19 protein-coding genes are annotated in these 18,036 nt (G+C 49.1%); all 19 read right to left on the bottom strand.

Annotation, left to right across the window (positions count from 1 at the left end; all coding sequences use genetic code 11):
* Positions 1–138 precede the first annotated feature (138 nt).
* Positions 139–300 carry a hypothetical protein gene (locus tag LUCIF_RS26005; RefSeq protein WP_165865920.1) on the bottom strand — a complete coding sequence of 54 codons (162 nt, stop codon included), beginning with the start codon at positions 298–300 and terminating at the stop codon, positions 139–141.
* A 60-nt stretch (positions 301–360) separates the two neighbouring features.
* Entirely contained in the window at positions 361–1,890 is a 1,530-nt protein-coding gene (mmdA, locus tag LUCIF_RS07675; protein WP_122627283.1) for a methylmalonyl-CoA decarboxylase subunit alpha, read from the bottom strand.
* Between the two features lie 41 nt (positions 1,891–1,931).
* Entirely contained in the window at positions 1,932–2,339 is a 408-nt protein-coding gene (gene mce / locus LUCIF_RS07670; RefSeq protein ID WP_122627282.1) for a methylmalonyl-CoA epimerase, read from the bottom strand.
* A 25-nt stretch (positions 2,340–2,364) separates the two neighbouring features.
* Entirely contained in the window at positions 2,365–3,303 is a 939-nt protein-coding gene (gene meaB, locus LUCIF_RS07665; protein ID WP_122627281.1) for a methylmalonyl Co-A mutase-associated GTPase MeaB, read from the bottom strand.
* A gap of 86 nt (positions 3,304–3,389) precedes the next feature.
* The gene (locus tag LUCIF_RS07660) at positions 3,390–3,782 is read right to left on the bottom strand and encodes a cobalamin B12-binding domain-containing protein (RefSeq protein WP_122627280.1); all 393 of its coding nucleotides are present in this window, start codon (positions 3,780–3,782) and stop codon (positions 3,390–3,392) included.
* Between the two features lie 21 nt (positions 3,783–3,803).
* Positions 3,804–5,450 (bottom strand): acyl-CoA mutase large subunit family protein, encoded by a 1,647-nt coding sequence (locus LUCIF_RS07655; protein ID WP_122627279.1) that lies wholly within the window; start codon positions 5,448–5,450, stop codon positions 3,804–3,806.
* Positions 5,451–5,469: 19 nt separating this feature from the next.
* On the bottom strand, positions 5,470–6,975 hold the full coding sequence (gene scpC / locus LUCIF_RS07650; RefSeq protein WP_122627278.1) for a succinyl-CoA:acetate CoA-transferase ScpC: 1,506 nt from the start codon (positions 6,973–6,975) through the stop codon (positions 5,470–5,472).
* A gap of 305 nt (positions 6,976–7,280) precedes the next feature.
* Positions 7,281–7,925, bottom strand: coding sequence for a redox-sensing transcriptional repressor Rex (locus LUCIF_RS07645; protein WP_122627277.1), 645 nt, complete (start codon positions 7,923–7,925; stop codon positions 7,281–7,283).
* 226 nt (positions 7,926–8,151) lie between these two features.
* Positions 8,152–9,951: an NADH-dependent [FeFe] hydrogenase, group A6 gene (locus LUCIF_RS07640; RefSeq protein WP_243638700.1), complete on the bottom strand. Its 1,800-nt coding sequence runs from the start codon at positions 9,949–9,951 to the stop codon at positions 8,152–8,154.
* Entirely contained in the window at positions 9,900–11,690 is a 1,791-nt protein-coding gene (gene nuoF, locus LUCIF_RS07635) for an NADH-quinone oxidoreductase subunit NuoF (protein ID WP_122627275.1), read from the bottom strand. The genes LUCIF_RS07640 and nuoF overlap by 52 nt, the downstream gene beginning before the upstream one ends.
* Before the next feature lie 30 nt (positions 11,691–11,720).
* A complete protein-coding gene (locus tag LUCIF_RS07630; protein WP_122627274.1) occupies positions 11,721–12,086 on the bottom strand; it encodes a (2Fe-2S) ferredoxin domain-containing protein in 366 nt (121 codons plus the stop codon).
* On the bottom strand, positions 12,073–12,636 hold the full coding sequence (locus LUCIF_RS07625) for an ATP-binding protein (protein WP_122627273.1): 564 nt from the start codon (positions 12,634–12,636) through the stop codon (positions 12,073–12,075). Before LUCIF_RS07625 ends, LUCIF_RS07630 begins: the two co-directional genes overlap by 14 nt.
* Before the next feature lie 5 nt (positions 12,637–12,641).
* Entirely contained in the window at positions 12,642–13,139 is a 498-nt protein-coding gene (gene nuoE / locus LUCIF_RS07620) for an NADH-quinone oxidoreductase subunit NuoE (protein ID WP_122627272.1), read from the bottom strand.
* Positions 13,140–13,193: 54 nt separating this feature from the next.
* Positions 13,194–13,937 (bottom strand): PHP domain-containing protein, encoded by a 744-nt coding sequence (locus tag LUCIF_RS07615; RefSeq protein ID WP_207857192.1) that lies wholly within the window; start codon positions 13,935–13,937, stop codon positions 13,194–13,196.
* Positions 13,934–14,275: a DRTGG domain-containing protein gene (locus LUCIF_RS07610; RefSeq protein ID WP_122627271.1), complete on the bottom strand. Its 342-nt coding sequence runs from the start codon at positions 14,273–14,275 to the stop codon at positions 13,934–13,936. The genes LUCIF_RS07615 and LUCIF_RS07610 overlap by 4 nt, the downstream gene beginning before the upstream one ends.
* A 25-nt stretch (positions 14,276–14,300) precedes the next feature.
* Positions 14,301–15,638: a [Fe-Fe] hydrogenase large subunit C-terminal domain-containing protein gene (locus tag LUCIF_RS07605; RefSeq protein ID WP_122627270.1), complete on the bottom strand. Its 1,338-nt coding sequence runs from the start codon at positions 15,636–15,638 to the stop codon at positions 14,301–14,303.
* 145 nt (positions 15,639–15,783) lie between these two features.
* Entirely contained in the window at positions 15,784–16,212 is a 429-nt protein-coding gene (locus LUCIF_RS07600; RefSeq protein WP_122627269.1) for an ATP-binding protein, read from the bottom strand.
* The gene (locus LUCIF_RS07595) at positions 16,202–16,570 is read right to left on the bottom strand and encodes a DRTGG domain-containing protein (protein WP_122627268.1); all 369 of its coding nucleotides are present in this window, start codon (positions 16,568–16,570) and stop codon (positions 16,202–16,204) included. The genes LUCIF_RS07600 and LUCIF_RS07595 overlap by 11 nt, the downstream gene beginning before the upstream one ends.
* A 174-nt stretch (positions 16,571–16,744) precedes the next feature.
* On the bottom strand, positions 16,745–17,995 hold the full coding sequence (locus LUCIF_RS07590) for an O-antigen ligase family protein (RefSeq protein WP_207857183.1): 1,251 nt from the start codon (positions 17,993–17,995) through the stop codon (positions 16,745–16,747).
* Between the last annotated feature and the right edge of the window lie 41 nt (positions 17,996–18,036).

Here is an 18,036-nt window from a genome sequence, read left to right as displayed (position 1 = left end):
ACGGCACCGACAATAATCATTACCACGTTGCCCCACCAAAGCTGGGCAAGGCCGGTTTGTTCGACCAGCGAATACAGTAGCGACGAGATTTGTTCAAACATGCACTTTCCTCCTATAGTATAAGGTTACGAACAAGAATTAGTGGCCGCCCTTCAGCTTGCTTTCATCGACATGGCCCAGCTTGTTCAGATGGGGAAATATATACAAAACCAGGCTGATGCCATAAATAATTACGAAGCTCAGTAGAAAATCGATAACGCTTAATATGATCGCGCCTTCCATCGAATCAGGTACTGTCATTTTGCAGGTCTCCTTTCTAGCTGTTAATAAAACCCGGATCCATGGCAGTGAAATCAGAGATTACAAGGGAATGTTACCATGTTTCTTGGCCGGCCTGTTTTCCCGCTTTGTCGCCAGCATGTTGAGGGCCGCGATAATACGGGGCCGGGTTTCCTTCGGCTCGATGACCATGTCCACAAAGCCGCGTTCGGCAGCTTTATAGGGTGTGGCAAACTCTTCGATGTATTTCGCCGTCTTGGCCTGCACATCCGGATCACCGCGGAAGATAATGTTGGCGGCACCCGCCGGTCCCATGACCGCGATTTCAGAACTCGGCCAGGCCATAACCTGATCCGCCCCCAGATCCTGGGAACACATTGCCAGATACGAACCGCCGTAGGCTTTCCGGGTAATTACGGTAATCTTCGGCACAGTTGCTTCGGAATAGGCATACAGCATTTTGGCTCCATGCCGGATGATACCGCCATATTCCTGGCCCGTTCCCGGCAAGAATCCCGGCACATCTACCAAATTCAAAAGCGGAATATTGAAGGCGTCGCAGAAACGAATAAAGCGGGCCGATTTGTCCGACGCATTAATATCCAGGCATCCGGCCATTACAGCCGGCTGATTGGCAATAATGCCCACGGTTTGTCCGTCGAACCGGGCAAAACCAGTAATAATATTTTGGGCAAAATGCGCATGGACTTCGTAAAATTCGCCATTGTCAACAATTGATTTTATGACGTCTTTCATGTTATAAGGCTGATTGGAGTTATCCGGCAGCAGGCTGTTCAACCCTTCGTCCATACGATTCGGGCTGTCGCCGGTTTCCCTCGCCGGCGCATCTTCCAGATTGTTGCTCGGCAGGAAACTTAACAAGTAACGAATCTGCTTAATGCAGTCGTCGTCATTTTCCGCCGCGAAATGAGCCACCCCGGATGTACTGTTGTGGGTCATAGCGCCGCCTAATGCCTCGGCTGTTACTTCTTCGGCGGTAACGGACTTGATAACCTGCGGTCCGGTAATAAACATTTGACTGGTGTTCTTCACCATGAAGATAAAATCAGTCAAGGCAGGAGAATAGACTGCGCCGCCGGCACAAGGCCCCATGATGACGGAGATTTGGGGAATCACACCGGAAGCAAGCGTATTCTGAAGGAATATTTTTCCATATCCGGACAAAGCGTCCACTGCCTCCTGAATCCGGGCCCCGCCGGAGTCATTCACGCCGATTAGCGGCGCACCCATTTTCATTGCCAGTTTTTGTACTTTAACAATTTTGGCTGCATGCATTTCACCGAGGGAACCGCCCTCAACCGTAAAGTCCTGGGCGAAAGCGTATACCAAGCGTCCGTCAACAGTACCGTAGCCTGTAACAACGCCTTCTCCCGGCGTTTCTTTTTTATCCATGCCAAAATTTACGCAGCGATGCGTTACAAATTGGTCCAGTTCTACAAAAGAACCTGGATCAAATAATTTTTCGATTCGTTCACGGGCTGTCAATTTGCCATTTCCATGTTGCTTTTCAATCCGCTTGGCGCCGCCGCCAAGTTTCACTTTTTCCTGCTTCTTTTTGAGCAGGTCGATTTTTTCCTGGATTGTAGCCATATCGCACCTCCATTATGTTTGTCACTAGAAACCCGATGCCTTTATTTCCGCTCCGACAATTCCAGCAAAATGCCGCCGGTTGCTTTCGGATGGACAAAAGCGATGCTGGCGCCGCCGGCACCATAACGCGGCTTTTCGTCAATCAAACGAACTCCTTTGGCCTTTAAGTCGGCCAATGCCGCTTCAATATTGTCAACCCGGAGCGCCATATGCTGAATGCCTTCGCCATTTTTCTCAATAAATTTGGCAATTGGGCCGTCCGGAGAAGTGGATTCCAGCAATTCAACCTCGCTGTCACCGCAGGGAATGAAACATACTTTTACTTTTTGCTGTTCAACGACTTCTTCTCCCATAGCCGTCATTCCCAGGACTTCCGTATAGAATTTTTTCGCTTGTTCCAAATCTTTTACGGCAATGCCGATGTGGTCTACTTTCAACGTTTTAAACATGCTTGTTCCCCCTTCATGATTGCTGTTATTTTAAAACCGTATTGAGAATTTGCTTAACTACACTGTAAGGATCGTTCTTTCGATCCTGTACCTGCATGATCAGGTCGTCAAATTGTCCGTTGCTGACGACCTTTTGAAGAACATACCGGCCAATCTGCTCATCCAGCATAGCCAGCAATTCATTTTTAGTCCGTTCCGTCCGTTTCTTTTTCAACATTCCCGATTGGGTCAGATGAGTAATATGTTCTTCAATGACATCCAGTAATTCAACCGTTCCTTCATCGCGGTTGGCAATCGCCCGCTTGACCGGCGGCCGCCAATCAACCCGTTCAGGATTTAGATCCAGCATCATCTCAATTTCAATATTCAGCCGCTCTACCCCCTCGCGATCGGCCTTATTGATGGCAAAGATGTCGCCGATTTCCAGAATGCCGGCTTTAATAGCCTGAATGTCATCCCCCAGTCCCGGCACCAGTACAACCAAGGTCGTATCGGCCGCTTTCACAATATCAACTTCCGACTGACCCACCCCAACCGTTTCAATAAAAATAATATCCTTGCCGGCGGCATCCATAATTTTTACTGTTTCCGCCGTTTTTCTGGATAAACCGCCCAAACTTCCCCGTGTTCCCATGCTGCGGATAAAAACGCCCTCATCCAGGGTCAGCTCATTCATCCGGATCCGGTCGCCCAATATGGCCCCGCCGGAAAAAGGACTGGTCGGGTCTACCGCTACAATGCCGATCGTTTTACCCCGCCGCCGGTATTCTTTCGCCAGTTTGTCCGTCAGGGTACTCTTGCCCGCTCCCGGCGGGCCGGTTATACCGATTACATGCGCTCTGCCTGTATGAGGATAGAGCCGTTGCATGATTTCAACCGCATTATCATATTCATTTTCCACGGCAGTAATCGCCCGTGACAGGGCCAAACGGGAACCGTTCAGCACCTCTTCCACAATATCCATGGTTTCACCACCTTGGAACGGGTACTGCTTTCTTTAGAAAACAGTACCCCTGTTCCCTGTATTAGACCTTATTGTGCATTTCGTTCTTATTGTATATTTGTTTTAATGAAGTCAACAATACTGGTGGTCGGTGTTCCCGGCGTAAAGACTTCGGCAACGCCGGCCGCTTTCAGCCCGGGAATATCGGCATCGGGAATTACACCGCCACCAAGTACCAAAACATCGTTCATCCCTTTTGCTTTTACCAGTTGGACTACTTTCGGGAACAAAGTATTGTGCGCTCCCGATAGTAAGCTCAGAGCCACCACATTTACGTCTTCCTGCAGTGCCGCTTCGGCAATTTGTTCCGGTGTCAAACGAATCCCTGTATAAATTACTTCAAATCCGGCATCACGCAGTGCGCGGGCCACAACTTTGGCGCCTCTGTCGTGACCGTCCAGACCCGGCTTTGCTACTAATACTCTAATACGTTTTTCCATTGTTGTCCCTCCCATCCTTGCTTATAGGCTGACATGCGCTTCGTATTCACCGAATACTTTACGCAGCACGCCACAAATTTCCCCGAGGGTTGCATAAACCTTGACGGCGTCGAGGATGAACGGCATCAAGTTCTCATTTTCGTTTTGCGCCGCCTTTTCTAAGGCAGCCAGTTTTGTCTGCACCGCAGCATTGTCGCGTTTTGCTCTCAAGTCAGCCAATTTCTTCTTTTGCAATTCGCCGACAGAAGCGTCAACCCGCAGAAGTCCTTCGGGTGCTTTTTCTTCGATTTGGAACTGGTTAACACCAACGATAATCCGTTGTTTGGTTTCTACATCCATTTGCCATTTAAAGGCACTGTCCTGAATTTCTCTTTGAATATAACCTTTTTCAATCGCTGCAACGGCGCCGCCCATTTCATCAATCTTCTTGATGTAATCCCAACACTCTTTTTCAATCTTGTCGGTAAGGGCTTCTACATAATAGGAACCGCCAAGCGGATCGACCACATCGGCCAGACCGCTTTCATAGGCAACAATCTGCTGGGTTCTCAGCGCAATACGCACCGAATTCTCCGTCGGCAAGGCCAGGGCTTCATCTTTGGAGTTCGTATGCAGCGACTGCGTACCGCCTAAAACGGCAGCCGCCGTTTGTAAAGCAACCCGAACAATATTGTTGTCCGGCTGCTGGGCAGTCAGCATGGAACCGGCAGTTTGCGTGTGAACGCGCAGCATCCAGGATTTCGGGTTGGTAGCGCCAAAGCGTTCCTTCATGACTTTGGCCCAGACACGACGGGAAGCACGGAATTTGGCCACTTCTTCCAAAACATTATTGTGCGCATTCCAGAAGAAAGACAACCGTCCGGCGAAATCATCCACATTCAGACCGGCTTTAATGGCCGCTTCTACATAAGCAATCCCGTCGGCAATCGTAAAAGCAATTTCCTGGGAAGCGGTAGAACCGGCTTCGCGAATATGATAGCCGGAGATGGAAATGGTATTCCAGTTCGGTACATTTTTCGAGCAATATTCAAAGATATTGGTAATCAGGCGCATGGACGGTTTCGGTGGAAAAATGTATGTACCGCGAGCCGCATATTCCTTTAAAATATCGTTCTGGATGGTTCCTTTTAATTTATCAGCACTTACACCCTGTTTTTCCGCAACAGCGATATACATAGCCAGTAAAACGGAGGCCGGTGCATTAATAGTCATGGAAGTGGAAACTTTGCCCAAATCAATGCTATCAAACAAAATCTCCATATCGGCCAAGGAGTCAATCGCTACACCGACTTTGCCGACTTCTCCCTCGGATACGGGATCGTCCGAGTCATAACCGATCTGGGTCGGCAGGTCAAACGCGCAGGAAAGTCCCGTGCCGCCCGATTCCAAGAGGTAACGATACCGTTTATTGGATTCTTCCGCCGTGGAAAACCCGGCATACATACGCATGGTCCAGAAACGGCCGCGATACATGGTAGGTTGTACCCCCCGGGTAAACGGATAATCTCCCGGGAAGCCCAGATCCCGTTCATAGTCAAACCCCTCAATATCCAGCGGGGTGTACAATCTGTTATGGGCAAGATTCTTGCGTTCAGGAAATTTAGCCAGCGATTTCGCTACTTTGGCGTCATACGCTTCTTTTTTGGCTTTTAATGATTCATTAGCCATTCTTGTGTCCTCCCTTTCATTACTTTTTCATTGTTCCGGTTTGAATAAACCGGCTATGCCAGGAAAGAGCTTCGTCCATCAAATGCGGCGTATGAACAAAACCGGTTGCTTTTTCGGCTCTTTCCAGGTAGTCTGTCAGTAAAGGTTGATAATCAGGATGGGCGCAATGTTTAATAATCACGCGGGCTCTCTCTTTTGGCGACAAGCCGCGGACATCCGCCACACCCCGTTCGGTTATGAATACATCCACATCATGTTCCGTATGGTCGATATGGGAACACATCGGCACAATCGACGAAATGGCACCCTTCTTGGCTATCGAATTCGAGAAGAAGAAAGTCAGATAGCCATTGCGGGCAAAATCACCCGAACCGCCAATCCCGTTCATCATCTTGCTTCCCATGATGTGAGTGGAATTAACGTGGCCGAAGATATCAAATTCAATGGCCGTATTCATGGCAATAATCCCCAGGCGTCTTGCCAATTCCGGACTGTTGGCAATTTCTTGCGGCCGCAGCACGATTTTTTTCCGGTATTCGCCGATGTTGTCATAGAAGCGCTGCAATCCTTCCGGCGATGGCGTCAGGGAGGTCCCGGAGGCAAAAGTCAACTTTCCCGCATCAATCAAATCGAACATGCCGTCCTGAATGACTTCGGTAAATACAGACAGATTTTCATAAGGCGAGTTGACCAGACCACAAACTACTGCGTTGGCAACCGATCCTACACCGGATTGCAAAGGCAGCAGATTTTTCGGCATCCGGCCTTGTTTGATCTCGTTGTTTAAAAAGTCGATCAAATGAGCGCTCATAGCCCGTGCATCGTCGTCAATGGCTGCTAAGGGCCTGACGGCATCCGGCAGATCGCAGGGAACAATATAAGTAATCTTGTCCACACCACAGGGAATATAAGGAGTACCAATCCGGTCATCCGGCTTCGTCAGCGGAATCGGCTGCCGGCAAGGCGGATCCTGCGGAATGTAAACGTCATGCATACCTTCCAATTCCATTGGTTGGCTGGTATTTACTTCCACAATAACAATATCGGCATCCTTCACAAAGGAAGGAGAATTACCTAACGAAGTTGTGGGAATGATGTTCCCGTCTTCCGTAATGGCGCAGGCTTCAACAATAGCAACATTTACTTTCCCGCCCAGAAAGCCATAGCGGGACATTTGGGCTACATGGCTCAAATGCAAATCAGTATAAGCAATCTTGCCATTATTTATTTGTTTTCTAATTGCCTCATTAGTCTGATACGGCAAGCGCCTTGCTATACCATTCGCTTCCGCCCAGGCCCCGTCCAGCTCCTTCCCGACAGAAGCGCCTGTCCACAAATTAACCTGGAAATTTTCCTTTTTCATCCGTTCCGCCAATGCCAGCGGTACAGCTTTCGGATAGCCGGCAGGAGTGAAACCGCTGGTTCCAATGTTCATACCAGGCTTGATGATAGCGGCTGCTTCTTCCGCACTGACAATTTTACCGTGCAAAGCTGCATTGCGTACACGATCACGAATGTCGATCATCTTGTACTCTCTCCTCACTTTTGGTAATGTCCTTATTATGTTCATAACATAGTAAAAAACACCTAGGCCTATTTTGTGTATACAAAACATACCTAGGTGTATACTAACTAAAATCTGCTACCGTAAAAGTACCAGCCGTAAGTAAACATAGCTATGAAATACTTTCAGTTTGGCAACAACGCCGCCCTGTCCATATAGTATTCAATTGTAATCGACAAACATTGCTCTATCACATTTTGTCTTTATTTGTATTCTATACTATATTATAGATTCCTGCTGCCAAAACTTAATTTTTCAAATTTTTTTTAATCTTCGTCAATTAACTGACGGGACAAATAATAAGAGATACTCGTCAACCCAACAGACAAATCTTCACTGATAAGACGAATATGTTCCGGCACATTTAACTTAACCGGCGCAAAATTCCAGATGCCGCGCACCCCGGCCGCCACTAGTTTGTCGGCCACCTGCTGCGCAAATTGGGCAGGCACGGTAATCACGCCGATATGAATATTTTTGGCCGGTATAATCTCAGTTAAACGGCTCAGCGAATAAACTTCCACATCTTGAATGTGCTGACCGACTTTTTCCCTATCCACATCAAAGATAGCCTTAATATTAAACCCTAATGAAACAAAATTCCGATAATTGGCTAATGCCGAACCTAAATGGCCCAAACCCACAATCGCAATATTCCAGTTCCGATGCAGCCCCAATATTTCGCCAACATTGCGCATAAGTTCTCTGACGTAATAGCCTACACCTTTTTTACCAAACTCGCCAAAGGACGATAAGTCTTTCCGAATTTGTTCCGGGGTTACGCCGATCCTTCTACCCAATTCTTCCGAGGAAATAATCTCCGCCCCTTCTTCCTGCAAAGTGCGCAGGGTTCGAAAGTACAATGGCAGACGGTCAATAGTAGCCTTGGAAATAACAATATGCTCTTTCACATTCGTCCCCCTCTGACAATATATCTAACAGTTCCAAATTACATTATTCTCACAAAAAGTGAAAAAACCTGCCGCCAAAAACAGAATAGCGGGTTACTTTTTATAAAATTTCACAAACGTAGTCGCCAAAAGACCCGATAAAGAAAGACCGCTGTGCGGTCTTTCAGCTCATGGCGCGGGAAAAGCCGAAAAAAGCGACCGTGAATACGGTCGCTTTTTTTTACTGCTAGCAACGTTTTTGGGGATGATAGTGAGTATGAAGCAGATGATGCGATTTTTCACCCAGCGGTTTGCCCAGCCAAGTGTCATACAATTCCTTAACAGCCGGATTCTCGTGGGATTTACGCAAGGTCGAGCATTGGTCACATTCATAGATCGCGTCAACCCGTTTCTGCCGGATGTCGGCGCAAGTGGAGTAGGGCTGTCCGCCGCCGCCGATACAGCCTCCGGGACAGGCCATAATCTCGATAAAGTGATAGTCTGCTTCGCCTTTGCGGATTTTATCCAGCAATAAGCGGGCATTGGCCAATGTATGGGCAACCGCCACCTTAACGGTCAGATCACCCACTTTTACCGCCGCCTCTTTCACACCGGTCAAACCCCGCACATTATGGAAATCAATGCATTCCAGCTCCTTGCCGGTTACGACCTCGGAAACCGTCCGCAAGGCCGCTTCCATAACCCCGCCGGTTGCACCAAAAATAACGCCGGCGCCGGTTGCAATCCCCAGGGGTGCATCGTATTCTTCCGACGGCAAGCCGTTGAAGTCAATGCCGCTTTCTTTGATCATACGGCCCAGTTCACGGGTTGTCAGTACATAATCGACATCCTGATAACCGCTGGATTTCATTTCTTCTCTGACGGCTTCCGCTTTCTTCGCCGTACAGGGCATAATGGACACCGAAACGATATCCTTCGGGTCGACGTTCACTTTTTCCGCATAATACGTTTTCACTAACGCGCCAAACATTTGCTGCGGTGATTTGGCTGTCGAAAGATGGTCCAGTAAATCCGGGTACATCAACTCGATAAAGTTAACCCAGCCGGGGCTGCAGGATGTAATCATCGGCAGCGTCCCGCCCTTGGTTAAGCGCTCAATAAACTCAGATCCCTCTTCCATGATGGTCAGGTCGGCGCTGAAATCGGTGTCAAATACTTTGTCAAAACCAAGACGCCGCAAAGCAGCTACCATCTTACCGGTAACAATACTGCCGCTTTCCATGCCCAGCGCTTCGCCCAGCGCCACGCGGACAGCGGGAGCGGTCTGAACAACGACGTGCTTGGTCGGATCGCTGATTGCTTTCCAAACTGCCTGGGTATCGTCTTTTTCCACGATAGCCGCCGTCGGACATACGCTGGCGCATTGTCCGCAGAAAGTACAGGCAACTTCATGCAATCCCTGGTTGAAGGCGGGAACGACAGTCGTGTTAAAGCCGCGATTGGCAAAACTATATACGTGCACGCCCTGCCGTTCACTGCAGGCGCGAATGCAACGGCCGCACAAAATACATTTATTCTGGTCCCGTACCAATGACGGATTGGCGGCATCCATCGGATGGTTTTTCTTTTCGCCGTCAAACCGTATTTTGCGAATGCCCAAATCAGAGGCAATCGTCTGCAATTCACAGTTTAAATTCTTTTGACAGGAGAGACAGTCTTGCGGGTGGTTGGCTAAAAGTAATTCCACAACCGTTTTCCGGGCTTCCCGCACTGCCGGCGTATTGGTGTTAACCACCATACCTTCGCTTACCGGATACACGCAAGATGCTACCAAACTACGGGCACCTGCCACTTCGACCACACAAACCCGGCAGGCCCCTTCCGGTCTGAGTTCCGGATGATAGCACAGGCTCGGCACCGTTACTCCCGCAGTACGTGCTGCTTCCAGGATCGTGGAGGTTTTCGGCACCTGTAATTTTTGGCCATCAATTGTTATATTAACCATATCCATGGTATCACGCTCCTTTTCGTCAATTAGCCCTTGATAATTGCTTTGAACGGGCACTTGGCCATACAAGCGCCACACTTAATACATTTTTCCTGGTCAATAACATGACGCCCTTTGACTTCACCGGTAATCGCCCCGACCGGGCAGGCCTTTTTACACAGGCTGCAGCCCTTGCAAGCCTCGGTAATGTTATAGCCCGACAGTTTGGAACAGGCTCCGGCCGGACACCGGTGTTCCTTAATATGTGCCTCGTATTCGTGCCGGAAATACCGTAGCGTACTGAGAACCGGATTCGGCGCCGTCTGGCCCAGGCCGCACAGTGCCGTATTTTTAATGTCTCTGGCCATTGTTTCCAGAAGCTCAATATCTCCCTCGCGGCCTTCTCCCTCAGTGATGCGGGTCAAAATCTCCAGCATCCGTTTGGTTCCTTCCCGGCAGGGAGTACATTTACCGCAGGATTCCGACTGCGTAAAATTGAGGAAGAATCTGGCCACATCGACCATACAGATCGTTTCGTCCATGACTACCAGACCGCCGGATCCCATCATCGCGCCAGCTTTAATGAGTGAATCGTAGTCAACAGGCAGATCCAGCAGTTCCTCGGGCAGACACCCGCCGGACGGACCGCCGATTTGGACGGCTTTGAATTTTTTACCTTCCGGGATACCGCCGCCGATATCAAAAATAACTTCCCGCATGGTAATACCCATGGGAACTTCAGCCAAGCCGGTATGATTAATCCGGCCGGTCAAAGCAAATACTTTGGTTCCTTTGCTCTTTTCCGTGCCGATTGACGCATACCAGTCCGCACCTTTGGTAAAAATTTGCGGCACATTGCCAAAGGTCTCTACATTATTTATATTGGTCGGTTTGCCCCACAAACCGGAAATAGCAGGGAATGGCGGACGGGGACGCGGCATGCCGCGGCGTCCTTCAATAGAAGCCAATAACGCCGTTTCTTCACCACAAACAAACGCGCCGGCGCCTTCTTTAATCTTCAGACGGAAGCTAAAACCGGAGCCCAAAATGTTATCGCCCAGCAAGCCCATATCTTCCGCTTGTTTAATGGCAATTTTCAGCCGCTTGATGGCCAGGGGATATTCGGCGCGTACATAAAGATAGCCTTCATCGGCGCCAATCGCATAGCCGCAAATGGCCATGCCTTCAATAACCCGGTGCGGGTCGCCCTCCAAAACACTGCGGTCCATAAAAGCACCCGGGTCGCCCTCATCAGCATTGCAAACCACATATTTTTTAGTACCCGGCGCATTCCGGGTAAATTCCCATTTCATCCCCGTCGGGAAACCGCCGCCGCCCCGGCCGCGCAAGCCCGATTTTTTCACTTCGGCCACGACGTCTGCCGGTTTCATTGTCGACAGTACTTTGCCCATGGCCTCATAACCGCCTTCGGCAATATAGTCTTCAATCACTTCCGGGTTGATATGACCGCAGTTGGCGAGTACCATCCGCATTTGTTTTTTGTAGAATGAAATTTCACTGTAACTGGGTATTTTCTCCATGGTTAACGGTTCTTTATAAAGCAGACGCTCTACAATCCGTCCCTTGTAAAGGTGAGTTTCCACCAGTTCCGGTACGTCCGATTCCTGCACCCGGCAGTAGAAAACTCCCTCCGGATATACGATAACCAGCGGTCCCATTTCACAAAAACCATGGCAGCCGGTCTCAACTATCTTAACCTCTTTATCCAATCCCTTTTTGGCCAGTTCGTTGCGTAATGCCGCTTCCACCTTTTTGGAACCGGAAGATACGCAGCCAGTGCCGGCACAAATGAGTACATGCGCTCTGATGTGTTCCATTTTTATTTCCCTCCCCGTTCGTCGACAAAATTATTCCGTGATTTTTCCAACAACCAAGTTTTCAACAATGCGTCCATTAACCACATGCTCTGCAATAATTTTTGCAACATCGGCCGGTGTCACTTTTCCGTAGGTGATACGCGGTTCACCGGGCCGCACAACATCCACAAGCACTTCTTTTTCGCACATACCGATGCAGCCGGTCTGACGGATCTTCACATCACTTAAATTCCGTTTAGCAATTTCTTCCAAAATGGCCGTCATAACTTCCCGGGCGCCGGCGGCAATCCCACAGGTACCCATTCCTACAATAATCTGAACGCCGCCTTCATGGCGCAAGCGGTTCGATGCCTGTAATTGTTCCCGCAGGCGTTTCAAATCTTCAACCGTTTTCATCTTGTGCACCTCCATACAAATTAGCCAGGTTAGTGGTCAAATAGTCATGCAACCAGACCAGTACGTCCGGATGCGTCAACGGAACATTTCCCAAAGCTTCCCTAATATCACTTAAACGTATAATAAAATGATTGCCGTTTACCCTATGCTCGTAACAAAAATCCAGCTTCGGATTGCCAACCATAATGGTTTTTAAAGTTTCCACCATATTGCCTAGCGGCGGTCTGTCCAAATGGCTGTGCCGGTACACCGCTTCCACTACCGTCCCCTTACCGGGTTGCGACTGAACAATCAGATAGCCGCCGCACCGTTGGGTAGACATGTCGATAAGAGGCAACCCAAGACCCACCCTGCGGGTAGTCCGGGTAGTTACAAACGGATCGAGCACCTTTCGCCGGGTTTCCTCGCTCATGCCCCGCCCATCGTCTGTCACACGGATCGTCAGCGTATCCTGCTTCAAGTCTTCGGCAACGCCGAGTTCTACCCGCCCAGCGCCCGCTTCCACTGAATTTTGTACCAAGTCCAAAATGTGCAAAGACAATTCACGCATATACTCTAAGCGTATTTAGCAATAATTTCAGGAACAATCTGCGGCGTCAAACGGCCGTGGGTATCATCATTGATCATCATTACGGGAGCCAATCCACAGGCGCCGATACATGCAACCGTTTCCAGAGTAAATTTAAGATCCGCGGTCGTACCGCCGGCCTTAATTTGCAATTGATCCTCAATAGCCTGCAGGATCGCTTTAGCGCCCCGCACGTGACAAGCCGTTCCCTGACAAACGCGGATAATATTTTTGCCCCGCGGATTCAGATGGAACTGGGAGTAAAAGGTAACCACGCCGTAAATTTGGCTGACAGGAATGTTCATTTTAGAGCCAATGCATTCGATTACTTCTTTGGACAGGTAGCCGTAGGCGTTTTGCGCTTCTTGCAGAACCGGAATCAGTGCTCCTTTGACCCCTTCATACCGTGCCAGTATTTCCTCCAACTGGCTTAAGTTGTTTGCACTGCCGCCACAACAGCAGCATTTGTTTTCACTGTTGCTCATTGTATTTCCTCCTTATGAAAAATTGATTCCAACCAATCACTGCCGCAAATGAGACTAGACCACCACCTTCCGTTGGTTCTGATTACGCAAGGCCTGCCGGATTTCGGCAAGACTCGGCTTTTCCAAAAAAAGGGTAATTTTAGGACCATCTATAAAATCATCTATAGTATGGGCATCGGAAGCTGTAATCACAGGTAACCCGCCGATCGCCGGTATAAGGCGCGCCGCTTCCTGCGGTTTTACCCGCCGGGAAACTTCCACCGCATCCAAAATTACATCCGGCGGAATAAAGCCCAGTTGATTAATGAGACTGTACACAGGACGGTCCACGTGACTGGCAATGCAAAGCCCCTCCAGCGCGGCAGCCTGAGCCGATACTTCCGCTACACCGGCCGTTAACGGCGTCAATAACATTTCCTCTTTTACCCGGAGCAAATTATCCCCGGCATCAACCACAAACTGAGCGCCAAACCGTTTTTCATCGTTCAGCCGGCCGGACCGGTGAGCCTCAACAAAGCGTTCCCATTCTTTCATCTGCCTCATTTTTTCAAATAACACCACAAGATGAATCTCTTCTTTTGTCTCCACTTCCATACCGGGCAGCACGGTAACATCGGAATCACTGGCCGCTTCCAGCGCGGCCGTCACATTATCGCAGGCGTTATGGTCCGTAATAGCGATAATATTTACGCCATACTCTGCAGCATGCCGGACAATATTCCGCGGCGTCATTTCAACCGCCGCGCACGGTGACAATACACTATGCACATGCAAGTCGGCTACATAGGAGCGTATCATACCCCCTGGATTCCCTGCCGGTACAAACGCCCCACCACTTCGAACGCCGGCAGCGGCGTGGCCAGCAGTACCACATTTTCCTTCTCAGCCCGGGCAATTACGCCGGCTTCCGCTTCAACGCCACCGGCGATGATCACGGCGGCCAATCCGGCTAAAGAAGCCACTGCTACCACATTTTGATGCGCCTGCATGGTAACCCAGACATTACCGGCTACGGTATGTCCCATGACATTACTTAGCAAATCGGATACATACCCGCCCGTTATTTGCTGTTCCAACTGCGCCTGCCCGGAAAGAACAGCGAGCGAAAGTTCCCCTATCAGCTCTTGTACAGTCATAAAAGCTCCCCCCCTTACAAAATGCCTAGTCCTCTTCGGAATCTTTATGCAATGACGGCGGTAATTTTCCCGCCAAATCTACCATTTCCCACGCTAAATCCCTGACTTTTTCCCGCAATTTGAAGACACAATCCGTTTCACTGGCTCTACCCTGAGCAATATCTTCCGCCAGGGCCTTGCAATTGGGAGAACCGCAGGAGCCGCAATCAAGTCCAGGCAGCTTTTGTAAGGTTTTCTCCATGAGTTCCACCTTATACAACGCTTTAAAAATATCTTCGTCCAGCCGCATAACCGGACGCGGTTCAATAGCCCGGCGCTCGGCCACTCCCAGTTCAACTTCCCTGTAGTCCTGCGGCGGCCGTTTTTCTTGTTTCGCTTCGTCTTCCCGCATCTGCCGGATGCGCTGTCTCATGCGATGTTCCGCCACAAAGCGGTTTTCAACTGTAAGCGGCCCGCCGATACAACCACCCGCGCAGGCCAACACCTCAATATAATCAATATTTTTTAATTTTCCCAGGGCCACTTGCTCAAGGACGTCCGCCACGTTATGGATTTCATGCACCACCAGCGTGTTGATAACCGTACCGACTGCGGTTGTCTCCCCGCCGGCCATAGCCCAGCCGACTCCCGACCAGGATGCCCGCCGGCAGTCAACCTTCTCCTGGGCCGACGGTAAAACCTTTAATAAATCGCCATAAATCTGGGACATGGCAATGGCGCCCGTAAGGTTCGACTTTTCCGAACCAAGAGGTTGCTTAACCGATGTCATTTTAGCCGGACAAGGTGTAATAAACCAAATACCGATCTGTTCCGGCTCCAACTTCAAATCCCGGCTCCGTTCCCCGCGTACAATCCTGGCGGCTACCTCGACCGGCGCATCAATGGGAATCAGGTTGTCAATCAGTTCGGGAAAGCGCACCTGGATCAGCCGGACCACGGCGGGACAAGCCGAGGAAATAGCCGGTTTTTTTACATCATCCCGTTTTAAATAATCCCGGATAGCCAAAGATACAATCTCTGCCCCCTGAGCCACTTCAAACACTTCGTCAAAACCTAGCTTTAACAAACCGCATAAAATTGATTCAATCGAAGTGTCCGGATTAAACTGGGCATATAAAGCGGGAGCCGGTAAGGCAATATTATACTGAAAGAAAGCCAACTGGGACAGTTCGTCCGTCGTGGCCGTTTTGGCATGACTCGGACAGCGGCGGATACATTCACCGCAGTCAATACAGCGTGATTCCGTTATCAAAGCTTTGCCATCCCGGATGCGGATCGCTTCCGTTGGACAACGCTTGGTACAGTTTACACATCCTTTACAGCGGTCAGGATTCAACCGCACAGAATGAAAATACTCTCCCATTGAATTCACCACGCAATTACTTAGAATCCCACTTTTCGCAGTCCTCTGTCATTCAACAAGTCATTATTTACTTTGTGCCCATAGTGTTGAGAGAAAATATTGTCGCCATACGTTCAGAGTGCGAAATGTGGGTAGAATGAGGCATCTAGTGTCGAATGGTCATTCGAATAACCGTACCAATCCCAACCTGTGACTGAATCGTAAATTCGTCGGCGCAACGGGCCATATTAGGAAGTCCCATCCCGGCACCGAAGCCCATTTCGCGAACATAATCCGGCGCCGTCGAATAGCCTTCCTGCATTGCCAGATCGATATCCGCAATACCTGGTCCCGCATCCTCAAGTATAATCTCGGTGCGGTCGGGAAATATATGAGCGCGCATCGTTCCACGCAGCGCATGGATGATAACGTTCATTTCCCCTTCATAGGCAGCAATGGCAATTCGCCGGACGATATCCGTACGCACGCCGATTTGCTGCAAAACCCGTTTGATTTTGCTGGATGCCTCGCCGGCTCCGTCAAAGTCGGAACCTTCCAGAGAAAACTCCAATACCATTCCCTGTTCAGGTTGCATGGACCATCACCCTTTGAAAACAGCCCTGCAGCCCATTTTTGTATAACCGTCCACATGCTTCGTACATCGGATATTCCGTCACAAACAACGGGATTCCCTTCGTCTGTGCCAGTTGAATCAATTCCTGCCCCGGTCTTTTGCCGCGAACGAATACGATGCCGACCAAATCGCTGACCTCCGCCGTGCGAATAACCTGAATATTCGTCAGCCCGGTTAACAGGACGGTTCGTTCCTTGGTAAACGCCAGCACATCACTCATGAGGTCGGCGCCACAAGCACAGGCCGCCTCCTGCTCAAGCCATTCGTCACCACAAATTACATCGGCACTCAGAAACCGTTTCACTTCTGACAATTTCACCCTTGGCACTCCTTATCCTAATAAATAATCCAAATTGTTCACTTTTTCACAAAATTTTGCGCAAAAAATTAGAGGGCGCATAAAGGCCCCTCGTTTCGCTAAGTTCATTATGAAAATGACATTTTTTCTTGTTATTACGTTAAAAAAACACACATTTTAATTTTACATTATGAATTATACCATCCATTGATTCGAATGGCAACCCTTTTCCTGACAAACTGATACAATCATTGCATTTAACAACCAATAAAGCATCGACATCTGAACATTATACATAACATAATCGGTGAAGCCGGAAACAGCCAGTCCCAATATGGCGGAAAGCACACCCAGCATCAATCCGGCGAGCCACCGGTCCTGGGTGGAGCGTAAAACACAATAAGCGGCCCGGGCATGCCCAATCATGATTGTCAAAAAAACCAGTAGACCCGGAATGCCAATTTCGGCGGCAATATGTAAATACATGTTATGGGCATGATAAATTTTGACCGCGGCGTCTTGGATGAAGAAATCGTATTTCGGATAGACCAGCCAATAGGCTCCCCAGCCTATACCCAGAAACGGATGGTCCATAATCATGGACAGGGTACTTTCCCATATGGCCATACGCATCGTAGCCGACGTGTCGGTGGGATTAAAAATAGAAACCAGCCGTTCGCCCACCGCATCATGAGCAAAAAAGACCATGATGGGAATCAAAAATAACAACCATAACACCTTACGGTTATAAATGATGCCGTAGGTAACAAAAATAACCAGAATACTGAGCCACGCACCGCGGGAATAGGTCAAAACCAGACACAGTCCCAAAATAGCAACCAACAGCGCTAAAACGATTTTCCGCCGCACATTATCACTTTTAATACCGATCCCCCCGGCAATCGCCATCATAATAACCAGAAAACCGGCTAGCAGATTGGGATTATACAGGGTAGAAAAAATCCGCGTCTTAAGATCGGGAAATTCACTGTCATCCACCCACTGGAACGTAGATATGTCAACTCCATGGACATACTGGTATAACCCGTATACGGAGACGACAAACGCCGCCCCCAACAGAGCCCATACCAAGCTTTTCAGCTGACTGCGCGAACGAATATTGCTGACTACAAAATAATACAGCAGAATATACCGTCCCATCAGATGGTAATAGTTATAGAAACTGAAATCTTTATTCGGCGATACGAAAATTGATAATCCCGACAACAGTACCAGCAAGAAAATTGCTTCATCAAACATAGTCCGTTTGAAAAGCAGCCGCCGGGAAAGAATCATTTTTCCTGCCCATGCCAGCGACCCCGTCAACAAAAAAACACTGGAAACATTTAACGACAGCGGCAAAAAAAAGGCCACCGCCCATACGCAGTGCTCGATAAGATAATCCAAGTGATACTGAATCTGGGTAAACCGATAACTTATATGCACTCTTTTTCACCTATTTTATAGTATAGGAAGCATTTCTATAT

The organism is Allolucifera butyrica (assembly GCF_900476375.1).
GTDB lineage: Bacteria > Bacillota > Negativicutes > Sporomusales > UPPP01 > Lucifera > Lucifera butyrica.
Note: the sequence above shows the minus strand (reverse complement) of the source record. Positions and strands in the feature narration are given on the sequence as shown.

Coding starts and splice junctions, on each gene's coding strand:
- LUCIF_RS26005 (WP_165865920.1), bottom strand. CDS start 300: ATGACAGTACCTGATTCGATGGAAGGCGCGATCATATTAAGCGTTATC.
- mmdA (WP_122627283.1), bottom strand. CDS start 1,890: ATGGCTACAATCCAGGAAAAAATCGACCTGCTCAAAAAGAAGCAGGAA.
- mce (WP_122627282.1), bottom strand. CDS start 2,339: ATGTTTAAAACGTTGAAAGTAGACCACATCGGCATTGCCGTAAAAGAT.
- meaB (WP_122627281.1), bottom strand. CDS start 3,303: ATGGATATTGTGGAAGAGGTGCTGAACGGTTCCCGTTTGGCCCTGTCA.
- LUCIF_RS07660 (WP_122627280.1), bottom strand. CDS start 3,782: ATGGAAAAACGTATTAGAGTATTAGTAGCAAAGCCGGGTCTGGACGGT.
- LUCIF_RS07655 (WP_122627279.1), bottom strand. CDS start 5,450: ATGGCTAATGAATCATTAAAAGCCAAAAAAGAAGCGTATGACGCCAAA.
- scpC (WP_122627278.1), bottom strand. CDS start 6,975: ATGATCGACATTCGTGATCGTGTACGCAATGCAGCTTTGCACGGTAAA.
- nuoF (WP_122627275.1), bottom strand. CDS start 11,690: ATGGAACACATCAGAGCGCATGTACTCATTTGTGCCGGCACTGGCTGC.
- LUCIF_RS07630 (WP_122627274.1), bottom strand. CDS start 12,086: ATGAAAACGGTTGAAGATTTGAAACGCCTGCGGGAACAATTACAGGCA.
- LUCIF_RS07625 (WP_122627273.1), bottom strand. CDS start 12,636: ATGCGTGAATTGTCTTTGCACATTTTGGACTTGGTACAAAATTCAGTG.
- nuoE (WP_122627272.1), bottom strand. CDS start 13,139: ATGAGCAACAGTGAAAACAAATGCTGCTGTTGTGGCGGCAGTGCAAAC.
- LUCIF_RS07615 (WP_207857192.1), bottom strand. CDS start 13,937: ATGATACGCTCCTATGTAGCCGACTTGCATGTGCATAGTGTATTGTCA.
- LUCIF_RS07610 (WP_122627271.1), bottom strand. CDS start 14,275: ATGACTGTACAAGAGCTGATAGGGGAACTTTCGCTCGCTGTTCTTTCC.
- LUCIF_RS07605 (WP_122627270.1), bottom strand. CDS start 15,638: ATGGGAGAGTATTTTCATTCTGTGCGGTTGAATCCTGACCGCTGTAAA.
- LUCIF_RS07600 (WP_122627269.1), bottom strand. CDS start 16,212: ATGCAACCTGAACAGGGAATGGTATTGGAGTTTTCTCTGGAAGGTTCC.